The sequence below is a fragment of the Mesorhizobium sp. M1273 genome (assembly GCF_040318195.1).
GTDB lineage: Bacteria > Pseudomonadota > Alphaproteobacteria > Rhizobiales > Rhizobiaceae > Mesorhizobium.
In genome coordinates this window covers 318,156-333,481 of the sequence record NZ_JAMYLV010000001.1, presented here as the reverse complement: position 1 = coordinate 333,481, position 15,326 = coordinate 318,156, and the positions used below count along the sequence as shown (strand labels likewise).

Genomic DNA, 15,326 nt, shown 5'->3' with positions numbered 1-15,326 from the left:
GATGCTTCCTATCTATTTGTCGCCGAACTTTTCGTCGATGACGTCGCGGTATTCGCGGTCCGATGCGCGGAACAGAAAGATGAAATAGCCGATCAGCACCGCCGCCATAATGATCAGCGTCGGCCAGTCGATGATGTAGTGGAACCGGTTCTGGATGATGTCGTGCGCGGTTTCCGGCGTGTAGCCGAGCTTTTCCCAGATCGAGGCCATGGTCGGGTTCTGGCCGAGCGCTTCCCACGTCTTGGCGTCGAGCGCGTCGATGGATTTTGCCGCCCCTGCCAGACCTAGTTTCAGCGGCAGCCACAGCGCGACGAAAATCGCGACCACGACGACGGCGATATCGAAAACCTGTCCGGCCTTGCTCTGTTCGGGCGGTGTATAGCGGGCCATGCGTCTCCCCCTCAGGACTTGCGGTTGCGGTAGGCGTCGGCGTTCTTGATGTCGAGGCCGTAGATGAAGTCCTTGTCTTCCTTGTAGTGGTTGACCATCGCCAGGATGGCGGCCGTGTTGAAGATCAGCACGGCGGCGGCGGCGACCGCGACGACGAGCTTGATGCCTGGGTCGGGGACGTATGGCCATGTCATGAACAGGACAAAGAGGATCGTCGCCCACAGGCAGATGATCAGGAGCATGGATCCACGCACGTCGGAACGGTACAACGCTTCCACGCGCTGTTGCAGGTCGGACATCGGCTTTCCCCTTTTTCAACGCCGGTCCGGATTGGCCGGTCATTGCCCTCTTTCAAGAGAGTGAAATTTTTTTCATAAAATCCGGCCGAATTCTGGAATTGTCAAGACGATTTTACGCGACGTTAACCGTTTGTTTGGGCGCGCCGGATTTGCCTGACAATGAAATTATTTGCTTACGGGTATTGCAGGCTCCCGGCGTTTGCGATCAATATTCAAGGCAACGCTCCCGCCTGTGTGCAGGGAGCAGGGGAAAGCAAAAAAGTTTCTTTCGAACGGAGGACAGCGGATGACGGCATCCTGGAGATTTTCGACGCTTGCGGATCGCCATCGCGCGCTCGGCTCGAAGCTCGAGGACTGGAGCGGCATGGGCACCGCCTGGACCTACGACAAGGACGCCGACGAAGAGTATATCGCCATCCGCACCAAGGCCGGCCTGATGGACGTGTCCGGCTTGAAGAAGGTCCACATCACCGGGCCGCACGCCTCGCACCTGATCGATCTGGCGACGACGCGCGACGTCGAAAAGATCTATCCCGGCAAGTCGGCCTATGCCTGCATGCTCAACGAGGCCGGCAAGTTCACCGACGACTGCATCCTCTACCGCACAGGCCCGAATTCCTGGATGGTCGTGCATGGCTCGGGCACCGGCCATGAAGAGCTGCAGCGCGCTTCGGTCGGTCGCGACGTGTCGCTGCGCTTCGACGACAATCTGCACGACCTTTCGCTGCAGGGGCCGCTAGCCGTGGATTATCTGGCAAAGCATGTGCCCGGCATTCGCGACCTCAACTATTTCCATCACATGCAGACGCAGTTGTTCGGCTTCCCGGTGATGATCTCGCGCACCGGCTACACCGGCGAGCGCGGCTACGAGATCTTCTGCCGTGGCCAGGACGCCGGAACGATCTGGGACAGGATCCTCGACGAGGGCAAGAGCGCCGGCATCATCCCGTGCCGCTTCACCACGCTCGACATGCTGCGCGTCGAGAGCTACCTGCTGTTTTACCCCTACGACAATTCGCAGAAATACCCGTTTGAGAACGAAGGCCCGGGCGACACGCTGTGGGAGCTTGGTCTCGACTTCACCGTCAGCCCCGGCAAGACGGGCTTTCGCGGTGCCGAGGAGCACTACCGCCTCAAGGGCAAGGAGCGCTTCAAGATCTTGGGCGTGCTGCTCGAAAGCAAGGAGCCGGCCGACGAGGGCGCACCGGTCTATCGCGACGGCAAAAAGGTCGGCGTGGTGACCTGCGCCATGTATTCGCCGCTGGTCAAAAAATCGATGGGCATTGCCCGGCTAGACGTCAACTGCGCGGTGCAGGGCACCAGGCTCGAGATCCGCAACAAGAGCGGCACCATCAGCGCAACCGCCGAGCCGCTTCCCTTCGACGATCCGAAGAAGACCAAGCGCACGGCGAAAGGCTGAGGCATACTGCGGGTATGGCAGCGAAAAGCATCATCAGCCGGCCGGTCTATGGGACCCTGTCTCCGCAGCCCGGCAAGCATCATCTTTTCGTAGCGGACGCAGAGGGAGCGCTGGCGATTGCCGATCTGGCCGCCAAGGCACCGGCGGATTTCTTCGGCGGCGCCCACATCATCTTCATTCCCGGCCGCGACGGTAAATATGCCGATGCGCTCGAAGCACTGAAGCCGGCGCAGTTCTACCTCGGCCATTCCTTCGCCAGCGCCCTGCCGCGGCTGAAGCAGACGCTGGCCAACGCCCATATGGGCCTCAGGCTCTATCTCGCCGGCACCGAAGGGCTTATCGGCCAGGCCATGCAGGCGGCGCTCGAAGCCGGCATCGACCACACCTCGATCCAGACCGAGCATCGCGGCTCGCTGGCGCGCCGCATGCAGTGCGTCCATTGCAAGGGCATCACCGACAACGTGACGACGCAGCCAGCAACCTGTTCGCATTGCGGCCTCTTGCTTCTGGTGCGCGATCACTATTCGCGGCGCCTCGCCGCCTTCCAGGGCGTCTGCATCAACGCCGAGGACCGCAGCGAAATTCCTCCGATCGAGGAGGTCTTTCGATGAGCACCGGCACCACCAAGCTCGATGTCGTCGTCAGTGATGTCGTCCCGGTCAACGAGCTGGTGACGCGCTTTCATTTCCGCCGGCGCGACGGCGAGCTTTTGCCGACCTTTTCCGGCGGCGCCCATGTCGTCGTCGAGATGCGCGATGGCGAACGCACCAGGCTCAATCCCTATTCGCTGATGGGCTCGCCGCTCGACACCCGCGAATACACCATCTCGGTGCGCCGCGACGACGCCGGCCGCGGCGGCTCGCTGTTCATGCACAGGCAGGTCAGGCCGGGCACGGAGATGGTGGTCAGCTATCCCGTCAACCTGTTCTCGCTCGATCTGCGCGCCAGGAAGCATCTGATGCTGGCCGGCGGCATCGGCATCACGCCGTTCATGGCGCAGACCGCGCAACTGGCGGCGGAAGGCGGCAATTTCGAATTGCATTACACCTGCCGCACCGCCTCGCTAGGCACCTATGCCGACCTGCTCAGGGAGCGCTACGACCGCCGGGTCAGGCTCTATCACGACGACCGCGACGAGCGCGTCGATCTCGACCGGCTGCTGTCGTCGCAGCCGCTTGGCACGCATCTCTATGTCTGCGGCCCGTCGGGCATGATTGGCTGGGTGCGCGAGCGTGCCGCCGCCCTCGGCTGGCCTCCCGAGACTGTCCATTTCGAGCATTTCGCCGCACCCCAGCCCGGCGCGCCCTTCGACGTGACGCTGGCGCTCAGCGGCAAGACAATCCGTGTCGACGAGCAGCAGAGCCTGCTTGAGGCGATCGAGGCGGCCGGCGTCGATCCGCCCTATCTCTGCCGCGGTGGCGTCTGCGGCCAGTGCGAGACCAACGTCATTTCGCATGACGGCAAATTCATCCACAACGACCACTGGCTGAGCGAGGAAGACCACCGTTCGGGCTGCAAGATCATGCCCTGCGTCTCGCGCTTCGAGGGCAGGTCGCTGGTGCTGGAAAGATAGGAGGCGAGCTTGGGCATCACCTTTCGCAAGGAAACCTTCCGCGACGACTTCACCTTCAGGAACAGCCCCGAGCACATCAGGCGGTTCCCGTTCCCGTTCCACGAAGACAGCTACATGTATGCGGTCAACATCGAACCGCATGTCGTCGGGCCGAAGGGCAGCGTGCTGGAGAATTTGATCGACGTCGACGAGCACTATGTCGCCGAGATGCAGGACCGCGCTTTGGTGCTGGCCGAGGACCCGCTGCGCTGCCAGTCGCTGCCGCACATGACGCTGGCCGGCTGGGATCTGCTCGAGCTTTTGATGGAGCAGCAGGCGCTGGGCTATCCCGAGCATTTCACGCTGACGCGCCATGGCGACCGCTGGCGCTGGATCAACCGGCCGCTCGGCATCGACGACAGCTTCACCTTCGGCGACGTCTCGACCCTGCCTTATGGGCCGATGGAGTACATCACCCGGCAGAGCCAGGGCGATTTCTGCATCCTCGATCAGCGCGACGGCAATCTGTGGATGGATGCCGGCATGGTCACCACCCAGGCCGACTGGTCGCTCGATTTCGACATCGGCATGAACTTCTTCGAATGGCACGCGCCGGTGCCGCTGGCGCATGAGAAGGGCATCTTCGTCCGGGCGCTAAAATTCCTCACCAACATCCAGCAGGGCAAGCCGGCGCGCCGGCTGAACTGGACGATGACAATCAATCCTCGCCTCGATACCAGCCCGGAAAATTACCACAAATGGGGTCCGGACCGCGCCACGGTGACGCCCGAGAATGTCGGCGACAAGGTGCATCTTCGCGTCGAGCTGCAAAGCTTCTGGCGGCTGCCGCGCTCGAATTCGATCGTCTTCCCGATCCGCTGCTACCTGATCAAGATGGACGAGCTGGTGACGCAGCCGAAATGGGCAAGGCGGCTGCACCGCGTCATCCGCGACCTTCCCGACGAACTCGCCAACTACAAGGGTCTGACGCGCTACCGTGCGACATTGGTCGAGTGGCTGTCGAAGCTGGATGACGGCAGTGCGACGTCGGTGGGTTTTGGGCCGGATTGAGTTTTTCCTGCTGATATTTGCGCTGCCCTCTCAAGCTGCCAATCTCCCCCCAAGAGGGGGAGATGCCCGGCAGGGCAGAGGGGGGCGCCGTAGAGCGCCGGCCTTTAGCCCCCTTGCGACCAATCGAGGACGAGCTTGCCCTGCAGTTCAACGTAGCAGAGACCCTAGGATCCATGCCGTTACCGTGGCCGTGGAGTGCAGCGATCCAGGATTGCTTGCGCGCCCTCATCTCCGGCTCACCCCGCGCTGCTCTGCGGATAACAGATGATCGACAAATACCGCATCGGCAGGACGCTCAGCACTTCCGGTCCGTGCGGCGCATCGGCGTCGAAGAACAGGCTGTCGCCAGGCCTCATCGGGTAGAGATTGCTGCCGTGCCGGTAAACCACCTCGCCCTCGAGCATATAGAGGAATTCCATGCCTTCATGCTGGAAGGTCGGGAACACGTCGGAATCCTCGGTCAGCGTGATCAGATAGGGTTCGACGACGACGCCGCTGGTGTTGGAGCCGATATGGCCGAGCAGATTGTACTGGTGGCCGGCGCGCGTGCCGCGGCGTTCGACGTCGAGGCCTTCGCCGGCCTTGACGAAGACGGCACTGCGCTCTTCCTCGAAGCGGCGGAAGAAGGCGGTGACGGGAACGCCGAGCGCCCGCGACAGCGCCTGCAACGTGGTCAGCGATGGCGAGGTGATGCCGTTCTCGATCTTCGACAGCATGCCAAGCGAAATGTCGGTGGCGGCAGCCAGATCGGCGACGGTGATACCGAGCTTCTTGCGGAAGGCCCGCACCTCGCGGCCGATCGCGACCTCCAGGACTTTTTCGCGGGTGTCGCGAATGGCGTGCGGGTTCTGGGTGAGCGGCGCGCGTATCTTGCGCGGATCGACTGCAGCGACCGACGGCTTGGCCTTGGCGGCGACGACGGCCGCAGCGGGCTTTAGACTGGATGCTTTTTTCGCCATGTTGCCACCCCGGACCTTGCCGATTCATTTCACTCACGGTGAACATATTCGGTGCCGATACAGAAGCGCAACTGCCACGGCAAGCCACCCGTGTCGAATTGCGCAATGTCTGGATTTCGCCCGAGCTACTGCGTCGCTTGGAAATCCAGCTGGGCGAAACGCGGTTTCGCGACAAGCCCTGTTGACAGCATCGAAGGGGCAATTACTGTCCTGTCAGTGAAATTTGTTTCGTTAGGGAAATGAGATCGGGAGGCCCGCAATGAAAGATCGTGTTGCCGTCATCGGAGCCGGGCCGTCCGGCATGGCTCAGCTCAGGGCCTTCAAGTCGGCTGCCGACAAGGGCGCCGACATTCCCGAGATCGTCTGCTTCGAAAAGCAGTCCGACTGGGGCGGCCTGTGGAACTACACCTGGCGCACCGGCCTCGACGAGCACGGCGACCCGGTGCACGGCTCGATGTACCGTTACCTCTGGTCGAACGGCCCGAAGGAATGCCTCGAATTCGCCGACTACACCTTCGAGGAGCATTTCGGCCGGCCGATCGGCTCCTATCCGCCGCGCGCCGTGCTGTGGGACTACATCAAGGGCCGCGTCGAAAAATCCGGCGTGCGCCAATGGGTGCGCTTCAACAGCCCGGTGCGCATGGTCACCTTCTCCGAAACGACAAAAAAATTCACCGTCACCGCGCATGACCGCACCAGCGACGTCACCTACTCGGAAGAGTTCGACCATGTCGTCGTCGCCTCGGGCCATTTCTCCGTGCCCAACGTTCCCTATTTCGAGGGCTTTTCGACCTTCAACGGCCGTATCCTGCACAGCCACGATTTCCGCGACGCCATGGAATTCAAGGGCAAGGACATTTTGATAATCGGCCGCTCCTATTCAGCCGAGGACATCGGCTCGCAATGCTACAAATACGGCGCCAGATCGATCACCTCCAGCTACCGCTCGAAGCCGATGGGCTTCGAATGGCCGGAGAACTGGAAGGAAGTGCCGCTTCTGCAGAAGGTCGTCGGCAAGACGGCGCTTTTCAAGGACGGCAGCACCAAAGACGTCGACGCCATCATCCTGTGCACCGGCTACCTCCATTCCTTCCCGTTCCTCACCGAGGATTTGAAGCTGAAGACCGCCAACCGCATGTGGCCGGACGGGCTCTACGAGGGCGTCGTCTGGGAGAAAAACCCGAAGCTGTCCTATATCGGCATGCAGGACCAGTTCTACACCTTCAACATGTTCGACGCGCAGGCCTGGTTCGCCCGCGACGTCATCATGGGCCGCATCAATCTGCCCTCGGCCGAAGCCATGGCCGAGCACGGCCGGAAATGGCGGGCACGCGAGGAAACGCTTGAAGACGCCGAGCAGATGATCTGGTTCCAGGGCGACTACACCAGGGAGCTGATGGAGCAGACCGACTATCCGGGCTTTGATGTCGAGGCTGTCAATCAGACCTTCATGGAGTGGGAGCACCACAAGGCGCAAGACATTATGGGCTTCCGCGACCATGCCTACCGCTCGCTGATGACCGGCACGATGGCGCCGCTGCATCATACGCCCTGGCTGCAGGCGATGGACGATTCGATGGAAAGCTATCTCGAGATGAAGGGCGTGGCGGCGGAGTAGCAGTCCGAACGGCGATTGACTTGCCTCAGACAACTTCCCGCGCCGGGTCGGCCGCCAGCGCCAGGGAATTTGCGACGTGCTCGAGGTGCTCCTCGTTCAGAATGCTGGTCGCGACGCGGACAGCGTTCGTTTTTCCGGTCGAAAACTTCGCCCCGGCATGGACCGCGATGCCGTGGGCGGCCAGCGTGACCATCGCGTAAGGTTCCGAAGCAACCGGAATGAGGACGCTGAGACCGTGTCCGGCGTCGATATCGACATTGCGTTTGGCCAGTTCGCCGGCGAGCCGTTCGCGACGGCCGCGGTATACCTCCTTCGCCTGCTCCACCAGGGCGGCCGTGGCCGGGTCGTGCAGCAGCCAGGCGGTGGCCGCCTGCAGGATGCGGCTGGTCCATCCCGAGCTGAAGCTGCGGTAGGACTGGATCTGCTCGACGATCGTCGCCGATCCGGACAGCACGGCGAGCCGCAAATCCGGGCCGTGGGTCTTGGAATAGGACAGGATATGGACGACGCGATCGGGAAAACGCCGGCCAAGCGAAATGCGCGGCGCCGAGGCAATATCGCCGACGCCGTCATCTTCGACAATCAGCACGTCGGTGCCGGCGAGCAGGTCGCCGATGACTTCCAGCCGCGCCGACGACATGCAGGCGCCGGTCACCGAATGGACGCGCGGCTGGAACAGGAACGCGACGGGCCGCTGCCGCAGAGCGTTGGCAAGTGCATCCGGCAAGGGACCGTCGCTGTCGCAGTCTACCGGGATGATCGGCACATCGAGATCCTCGAGGATGTCGAGCAGGCGAAGCGCCGTCGGGTTCTCGATGGCCACCGGCGCTCCCGGCGGGACCAGCGCATGCAGCAAGGTGTAGATGGCGTTGTAACCGCCATTGGTGGCCAGGAACGCGCCGGGATCGTACGGCCATGACGGGCGCACTGCCGCCTCCAGCTCGGGCAGGATGCGCACCCGCTCGTAGCTGTTGAGCTTTTCGGCGCGCGCACCATGCGCCAGCGCGATGTCGAGCGGCGGCAAGAGCCTCACATCGGGCTCCGCGATCGCCAGGTTCAGAACATCCTGTCCGTAATTGCCGCCGCTCATGTGGCGCTCGGGCCGGGCGGCAAAGCGGTTGCCCATGATCCAGGTGCCGTTGCGTCCGCGGCCGCCGATGATCTTGTAGCGCCGCAACTCGCTCCACGCCTGCGAGACCGTCGCCGGGCTGACGCCAAGCACATAGGCCAGATCGCGCACCGGCGGAAGCTTTGCGCCGACAGGCAGCGCGCCGCTTCTGATCAGCGCTCCGGTCTCGCGCGCGATGCCGCGCATCGTGCGGTCGCCAAGGCGTTCAGCGAACCATCCTGCATCGAAATCCATCGGCACCCGCGACCATCAAAGCTAATGTTCAATAACATAATAACATTTGATCGGCCAAAAATAAACATTTACCAATCGCCGGTCAAACATAGCTTTGAAGTTCATGCCGATGCCCGTCTCCATCACCATAGCCACCCGCGATTGGGACTATCTCACCCCTTTGGTGCTGGGTGACGTCGCTTCGAGCCGCTTGTCGGTGAAGGTTGACCGCGTCGCCACGCTCATTCCGGATCTCGGCACCGATCCGAACTACGATGCGGCGGAGGTCTCATTCAGCCGTTATGTGTCGGCCATGGCTTCGGGCAGGGACACGGTGGTTGGAACACCGTGCTTCATCATGCGCGGCTTTCGCCATCGCTGCATCATAACGGTCGAGGCCAGCCCGCTGGAACGGCTTTCCGACCTTGCCGGCAAACGCATCGGCGTGACCGGCTGGCGCGATTCCGGCAACACATGGACGCGCGCGGCACTTCGCCGGGCAGGCGTCGGCGTCGAGGATGCCTATTGGTTCGCCGGCAGGCTGACATCGGAGCACCCGATCGCCGATCGCCTCGACGGATTCGGCAGGCCGGGGCGCATCGAAGCAGCACCAGGCGAGCGCCCGATGATCGAGCTGCTGTCGCAAGGCGAGCTCGACGCCGTTTTCACGCCCTTCATGCCGGACGGCTTTTTCGGCCCGGCTTCCGGCTTCCGGCAAGTGCTGCGCGATTTTCGCGCGGCCGAACGCGCCTATTTCGCCGACGTCGGTTATGTCCCGGGCATGCATCTGGTCGCCGTCAAGGCGGCAGTGGCCAGGGAGCACCCCTGGCTGCCGCAGGAACTCGCCAGGCTGATCAACGAAAGCCAGCGCGTCTGGACGGCAAAGCGCCGAAAATATGCCGATACCTCGCCCTGGATCCTCGAGGAGCTGCTTCATGCGGGGCGCGACCTGCCTGCCTCCTGGAACGCCAGCGGCCTGCCGGCCAACCGGCGCATGATCGAGGATTTCGTCACCGAGCTCCATGCCCAGGGCATTCTGGCGGAACCGATTTCCGCCGAAGCCTTGTTTCCTTTCGAGGCCAGATCGCGGGCCACCGCAGCCTGACAACGTACAACGAAGAACACGAAGGAGAATGCCATGAGGACAATCAGCTTCATATTCGCCTCGCTCGTCACCATGCTGGCGCAGGCCAGCTTTGCCCAGGATATCCAGAAGCAATCGGTGAACGAGGATTTGCGGGCCCGGCTGCCGGGAGAGATCCGCACGGCGGGAAAGATCACAGCCGTCAACAACGGCTCGTTCCCGCCCTATGAGATCGTCACCGGCACCGAACTGTCGGGGGCGACCAGGGACATTTCCGACGCCATCGGCCAGCTGCTCGGTGTCGAGATCGATCATGCCTCGGTCGCCGGCCTGCCGGCTTTGCTGAGCGGCATCAATGCCGGCCGTTATCAGTTCGCGATGGGGCCTGTCGGCGACTATCCCGACCGGCAGAAATCCAACGACTTCATCGATTGGGTGCGCGAATACGTCGTCTTCGCCGTCGAGAAGGGCAACCCGCAAGGCATCACCTCGCTCGACACCACGTGCGGCAAGCGCATCGCGGTCATGTCGGGTGGCTCGGCCGAAAAGGTCATCAAGCAGCAGGCGCAGAAATGCACCGAGGGGGGCAAGTCGGTCGTCGAGGTGCAATCCTTCACCGACCAGCCGAGCTCGATACTGGCCGTCCGGTCGAAACGCTCCGACGCATTCTTCTCCTCGCAGGCGCCGCTGACCTATTTCGTCGAGCAGGCGAAGGGCCAGCTGGAACTCGCCGGGATCGGCCAGGCCAACGGCTTCAAGGACATCTATCAAGGCGCCGTCGTCAAGAAGGGCTCTCCGCTGGGCGGCGTGCTGCTCGACGCGTTCAAGATCCTGATGAAGAACGGCACCTACGCCGCGGTCATGAAGAAGTGGGGTCTCGAGAAGAACATGATCGATGCGCCAGGCATCAACCAGGGCCAGTAGAGGCTGCCATGACCGACGCCACCGCTGCCTACGCGGCCGGGCTGCCGCGACGTCCCGACGACGCGCTGCGCGACGTCAAACGAGCCCACCGGCCGTTTCCGCTCGCCCGGCTGGCGCTCTGGGCGTTCACCGTCGCCGTGGCAGCCGGCTTCGCCTATATCGTTGCAGTCAACCCGAATTTCGGCTGGCCGGTGGTCGCCCAGTATTTCTTCGATCCGACGGTCATGCAGGGGCTTTCGGTGACGCTCGGCCTGACGGTTGTGGCAATGATCCTGGGCATCGTGCTCGGCCTGCTGCTCGCCATCGCGCGCATGTCGAGCGACAGGCTGGCATCCCTTCTCTCCGGCCTGTTCATCTGGTTCTTCCGGGGAACGCCGCTGCTGGTGCAATTGATCCTGTGGTACAACCTTTCGACGCTGTTTCCGCGCATTTCCATCGGCTTCGCCAGTTGGAACACCAACGACCTGATCACGCCGTTGACCGCCGCCGTTCTTGGTCTGGCGCTGAACGAGGCCGCCTACATGGCCGAGATCATCCGTGGCGGGCTGCTGTCGGTGGACAAGGGACAGGCCGAAACGGCTGAAGCCTTCGGCATGACCCGCGCGCGGGCCTTGCGGCGCATCATCATCCCGCAGGCGATGCGGTCGATCGTGCCGCCGACCGGCAATCAGCTGATCAGCATGATCAAGGCAACGTCGCTTGTCAGCGTCATCGCCATGGCCGACCTACTCTACTCGGTGCAGTCGATCTACAACCGCACCTTCGAAATCATTCCGCTGCTGATGGTTGCAGTGCTGTGGTACCTGCTGATCACCTCGGTCCTCAATGTCGCGCAAGGCGCGATCGAACGCCACTACAGCCGCGGCGATCGCGGTGCGCGCGAGAAGACGGCGACCGCCACCCTGGAGGCCGCCAATGAGCGCGCATGACACGCCCCTGGTCCGGGCGCGCAACGTTCACAAGGCCTTCGGCCCGCTCGAGGTGCTGAAGGGCATTGATCTGGACGTCGCGCCTGGCGAGGTGGTGGTCATTCTCGGACCGTCCGGCTCCGGAAAGTCGACCTTCCTGCGATGCATCAATCATCTCGAGGCGATCGACCAGGGGTCGATCGAGGTGGACGGCGAGCAGATTGGTTACCGGTTGCACGACGGCCGCCTCGACAAACTTTCCGACCGCGCGATCGCCGCGCAGCGGCGCAAGATCGGCATGGTGTTCCAGCAGTTCAATCTCTATCCGCACATGACGACCCTGCAGAACGTCATCGAGGCTCCGGTCGGCGTTCACCGGGAGAACCGCAAGGAGGCGATCGGCTACGCCCGCGAACTGCTGACCCGTGTCGGTCTTGCCGACAAGATCGACGCCTATCCGCGCCAGCTTTCAGGCGGCCAGCAGCAGCGCGTCGCCATCGCCCGTGCGCTCGCCATCCGCCCGAAATTGATGCTCTTCGACGAGCCGACCTCGGCGCTCGATCCGGAGCTGGTCGGCGAGGTGCTCGCCACCATGCGCGATCTCGCCAGGCAGGGCTTGACCATGATCGTGGTCACGCATGAGATCGGCTTCGCCCGCGAAGCGGCGGATCGGGTGGTGTTCATGGACGACGGTAATGTGATCGAGGCCGGGCCTCCGGACGAGGTTCTCGCTAAACCCAGGCACCCGCGCACGCGGGCTTTCTTAAGCCGTTTCATCTAACAGCAAAGCCGGCGCGATTTACCTATTCGGCCGGCAAAGGACCTTCCATGCCAAAGACCTCCAACCAGTTCGCCGATATTTCCGACTTCGCCGACAAGGCCGCCGAGCTTGCAGCGGCCCGCCAGCACCTGCACGCGCATCCCGAGCTTTCATTCCAGGAGCGCGAAACGGCTGTATACGTTGCCGAACGGCTCGAAAGCTGGGGCTATGAGGTGACGCGCAATGTCGGCGGGTTCGGCGTCGTCGGTCGCCTGCGCCAGGGCAGCGGCCGCAGCATCGCCATCCGTGCCGACATGGACGCCCTGCCGATCACCGAAGCTACCAATCTCCCTTATGCCAGCCAGGCCAGCGGCAAGATGCACGCCTGCGGTCATGACGGCCACACCACGATGCTGCTCGGCGCCGCCGAATACCTGGCGCGCACACGGCATTTCAACGGCACGGTGAACCTCATCTTCCAGCCGGCCGAGGAAGCCGGCAAGGGAAGCGGGGCGCAGGCGATGATCGCCGACGGCCTGTTCGAGCGCTTTCCCTGCGATGCGATTTTCGGGCTGCACAACCACCCGGGCGCGCCGACGGGTTCGTTCCTGATGCGCGCCGGGCCGCTGATGGCGGCGAGCGATACCGTCACCATCAGGATCGCCGGGCGTGGCGGCCACGCCTCGCGTCCGCACCTGACGGTCGACCCGATCGTCGCTGCCGCCAACATCGTCATGACCCTGCAGACGGTTGTGTCGCGCAACGTCAACCCGATCGAGACCGCTGTCGTCACCGTCGGCACGATTCACGGAGGCACGGCCTCCAACGTCATTCCGGAACACGCCGAAATCACGTTGAGCGTCCGCTCCTTCTCCGCCGAGATCCGCGACACGCTCGAGCAGCGTATTCGCAATATCGCAGCACTTGTGGCGCAGGCGCATGGCGCAACGGTCGAGATCGATTACGAGCGCGGCTACCCGGTGGTGGTCAATTCCGAGCGCGAGACGTCCTTTGCGACAGACATCGCTGTCGAACTCGTCGGTCAGGACAAGGTGTCCGTCTGCCCGTTGATCCCCGGCAGCGAAGACTTTTCTTATTTCCTCGAACACAAACCCGGTTGCTTCCTGCGCCTCGGAAACGGCGAGGATTCAGCCATCCTGCACAGCTCGAAATATGATTTCAACGACGGCAATCTGACCGTCGGCGCAGCGCTCTGGGCTCGTTTGACCGAGAGATTCCTGGCCGCCTGATCCATGACTGCGGCTTGGATTGTCGATCGGCCGGTCGAGCATTATTGGGGCGACCGGCCGCGCGACGATGCTCAACGAATTCTCACGCATTCCCCCTCTTCGAATGCGATAAGAGCTTCGCTTTCAGACAAACAAAAAGTCGCTCGTCGTCAGCGGGCTTGTAAAGTTTGCGAGAGTAACTTGATCGACTCCTGCGGTAATGATGGTGTCGGTTCCACTTTGCGCAATTGTGAGATCATCGAACGATTGCACGCCCTCCACGCCACTAAATACAATGGTGTCGTCTTGGGTCTGGCTGAAATCGTAGATGGTGTTTTGGGTTCCGACCGTCATTGAACCATCGTCCTTGAATATGAATTGATCTCTGCCGCCCTGAGCCAGTTCGCTCAGTTGCCCGTCACCCCACATGTCGTTGACGACGATGCAGCCGGGTGCCGCGCTCCCGGCGTACAGGGTATCGTTTCCGCCCAGAGCCGAACCGGACATTTGCAGGGCGTCGCCGCACAGGAAGTTGCGGACCTGGCCGCTTTCGCTGTTGTGGCCCCCGGTAAGAATGTCGTTGCCGCCCGCGGCGGACCCGGACATAGCGAATGTGTCGCCATACAACTCGCTTTGAACATCAGGACCAGAGCTCTTATTGCCGCCGGTTAGGATATCATTGCCGCCCACAGCATTGCCGGCCATCGCGCCAGCGTCGCCATAGGCGAAATTATGGGTGCCTTGCAGCACGGCCACGTCATCGCCCCCGCTAGCAGAGTCGGACATGATGCCGGCCGCGTCACCATAGAAACTTATCACGAACCCACCCACGCTCGTGAAGGTGTCGTCGCCGCCCTTAGCAAAGTCGGACATATGTAGGCTCGCGTCGCCAAAGAAGGTTTTGGTCTGAATCGTGCCACCAAAGTCTGTGTAATGGTCGTCGCCACCCTGAGCATGGCCAGACATGCTGCGACCGGCATCACCGTAGAAAATAGTGTTGGCGTCACTAGCGCCATTGAAAGTGTCGTTGCCGCCCTTGCTGTAGTCCGACATATCGCCGCTGGTGTCCCCGTAGAAAGCGTTGCTGGAGTCGCTCCTGGCCGTGAAACGGTCGTCGCCACCTTGAGCATGGCCAGACATGTTGTTCCCGGCGTCGCCAAAGAAAATGTTGACGGCCACGCTGGTGCCCTCGAAGGTGTCATTGCCACCCTTGCTGTGGTCGGACATATCGACGCCGGCGTCACCGTAGAAAGTGTTGAAGGAGTTGGGAAAGGCCGTGAAACGGTCGTCGCCGCCCTGAGCATGGCCGATCATGTTGCCGCCGGCGTCGCCGAAGAAAATGTTGCTGGCTTGCGCGGCGCCCGTGAAAGTGTCGTTGCCGCCCTTGCTGTGGTCCGACATATCGTCGCCCGCGTCACCGTAAGCAGTGGTGGTGGAGGAGCTCGACACCGTGAAGGTATCGTCACCGCCCCGAGCAAAATTGAACAAGCTCCGAGCCGCGTCACCGTAGAAGGTGTAGGTCGACGGTGCGGTTTCCGTAAAGGTGTCGTTGCCGCCTCTTGAGAAATCGAGCAGGCTGCCGCCAGCGTCGCCGGTCAAGATATTCGTATTCGGATCGCCTGTGAGGGCGTCATCGATACCCCGCTGATGATCTGCCAGATCACCGGTAGTAAAGGGAACGCGTTTAGACATTATCCGCTCTCCTGTTGAGCCTACCCGTCCCATCACAGCCGTACGATGTGAGGCAAAAACGAGCAATAATCCCGAATG

At 62.3% G+C, this 15,326-nt stretch carries 15 protein-coding genes; 10 read left to right on the top strand and 5 right to left on the bottom strand.

The genetic code is table 11. The annotated features are described in order from the left end of the window. Positions 1–12 precede the first annotated feature (12 nt). Complete coding sequence (locus NKH30_RS01550; RefSeq protein ID WP_023673992.1) at positions 13–390, bottom strand: hypothetical protein; 378 nt, start codon at positions 388–390, stop codon at positions 13–15. Between the two features lie 11 nt (positions 391–401). Next, the gene (locus NKH30_RS01545) at positions 402–689 is read right to left on the bottom strand and encodes a hypothetical protein (protein WP_352993915.1); all 288 of its coding nucleotides are present in this window, start codon (positions 687–689) and stop codon (positions 402–404) included. A 286-nt stretch (positions 690–975) separates the two neighbouring features. Between NKH30_RS01545 and NKH30_RS01540 the strand changes: the two genes are divergently transcribed. From NKH30_RS01540 to NKH30_RS01525, 4 genes are read left to right on the top strand one after another with little or no spacing between them, the layout of a single operon-like run. Continuing rightward, positions 976–2,109: an aminomethyl transferase family protein gene (locus NKH30_RS01540; RefSeq protein WP_352993914.1), complete on the top strand. Its 1,134-nt coding sequence runs from the start codon at positions 976–978 to the stop codon at positions 2,107–2,109. Positions 2,110–2,123: 14 nt separating this feature from the next. Next, a complete protein-coding gene (locus NKH30_RS01535) occupies positions 2,124–2,720 on the top strand; it encodes a dimethylamine monooxygenase subunit DmmA family protein (protein ID WP_352993912.1) in 597 nt (198 codons plus the stop codon). Beyond that, on the top strand, positions 2,717–3,682 hold the full coding sequence (locus tag NKH30_RS01530; protein ID WP_352835197.1) for a PDR/VanB family oxidoreductase: 966 nt from the start codon (positions 2,717–2,719) through the stop codon (positions 3,680–3,682). Before NKH30_RS01535 ends, NKH30_RS01530 begins: the two co-directional genes overlap by 4 nt. 9 nt (positions 3,683–3,691) lie before the next feature. Beyond that, positions 3,692–4,732 carry a heme-dependent oxidative N-demethylase family protein gene (locus NKH30_RS01525; RefSeq protein ID WP_352993909.1) on the top strand — a complete coding sequence of 347 codons (1,041 nt, stop codon included), beginning with the start codon at positions 3,692–3,694 and terminating at the stop codon, positions 4,730–4,732. A gap of 236 nt (positions 4,733–4,968) precedes the next feature. On the opposite strand, the gene NKH30_RS01520 is transcribed toward NKH30_RS01525, so the two are convergent. Then, positions 4,969–5,691 carry a helix-turn-helix domain-containing protein gene (locus NKH30_RS01520; RefSeq protein ID WP_352502037.1) on the bottom strand — a complete coding sequence of 241 codons (723 nt, stop codon included), beginning with the start codon at positions 5,689–5,691 and terminating at the stop codon, positions 4,969–4,971. A gap of 259 nt (positions 5,692–5,950) precedes the next feature. Here NKH30_RS01520 and NKH30_RS01515 point away from each other — a divergent pair, with 259 nt between their 5' ends. Beyond that, positions 5,951–7,309 (top strand): trimethylamine monooxygenase, encoded by a 1,359-nt coding sequence (locus NKH30_RS01515; RefSeq protein ID WP_352993906.1) that lies wholly within the window; start codon positions 5,951–5,953, stop codon positions 7,307–7,309. Positions 7,310–7,334: 25 nt separating this feature from the next. Here NKH30_RS01515 and NKH30_RS01510 read toward each other — a convergent pair whose 3' ends face one another. Then, positions 7,335–8,672 (bottom strand): aminotransferase-like domain-containing protein, encoded by a 1,338-nt coding sequence (locus NKH30_RS01510; protein ID WP_352993903.1) that lies wholly within the window; start codon positions 8,670–8,672, stop codon positions 7,335–7,337. Between the two features lie 109 nt (positions 8,673–8,781). Here NKH30_RS01510 and NKH30_RS01505 point away from each other — a divergent pair, with 109 nt between their 5' ends. From NKH30_RS01505 to NKH30_RS01485, 5 genes are all read left to right on the top strand, one after another. Then, a complete protein-coding gene (locus tag NKH30_RS01505) occupies positions 8,782–9,756 on the top strand; it encodes a substrate-binding domain-containing protein (RefSeq protein WP_352918018.1) in 975 nt (324 codons plus the stop codon). Between the two features lie 72 nt (positions 9,757–9,828). After that, positions 9,829–10,659: an ABC transporter substrate-binding protein gene (locus NKH30_RS01500; protein ID WP_502911448.1), complete on the top strand. Its 831-nt coding sequence runs from the start codon at positions 9,829–9,831 to the stop codon at positions 10,657–10,659. 8 nt (positions 10,660–10,667) lie between these two features. Continuing rightward, a complete protein-coding gene (locus NKH30_RS01495; RefSeq protein WP_352612313.1) occupies positions 10,668–11,588 on the top strand; it encodes an amino acid ABC transporter permease in 921 nt (306 codons plus the stop codon). Beyond that, positions 11,575–12,348 (top strand): amino acid ABC transporter ATP-binding protein, encoded by a 774-nt coding sequence (locus NKH30_RS01490; protein WP_023674014.1) that lies wholly within the window; start codon positions 11,575–11,577, stop codon positions 12,346–12,348. The genes NKH30_RS01495 and NKH30_RS01490 overlap by 14 nt, the downstream gene beginning before the upstream one ends. A 47-nt stretch (positions 12,349–12,395) precedes the next feature. After that, entirely contained in the window at positions 12,396–13,577 is a 1,182-nt protein-coding gene (locus NKH30_RS01485) for a M20 aminoacylase family protein (RefSeq protein WP_352768889.1), read from the top strand. A 123-nt stretch (positions 13,578–13,700) separates the two neighbouring features. Here the strand turns inward: NKH30_RS01485 and NKH30_RS01480 are convergent, their stop codons facing one another. Then, a complete protein-coding gene (locus NKH30_RS01480) occupies positions 13,701–15,248 on the bottom strand; it encodes an autotransporter outer membrane beta-barrel domain-containing protein (protein WP_352993898.1) in 1,548 nt (515 codons plus the stop codon). Positions 15,249–15,326 lie beyond the last annotated feature (78 nt).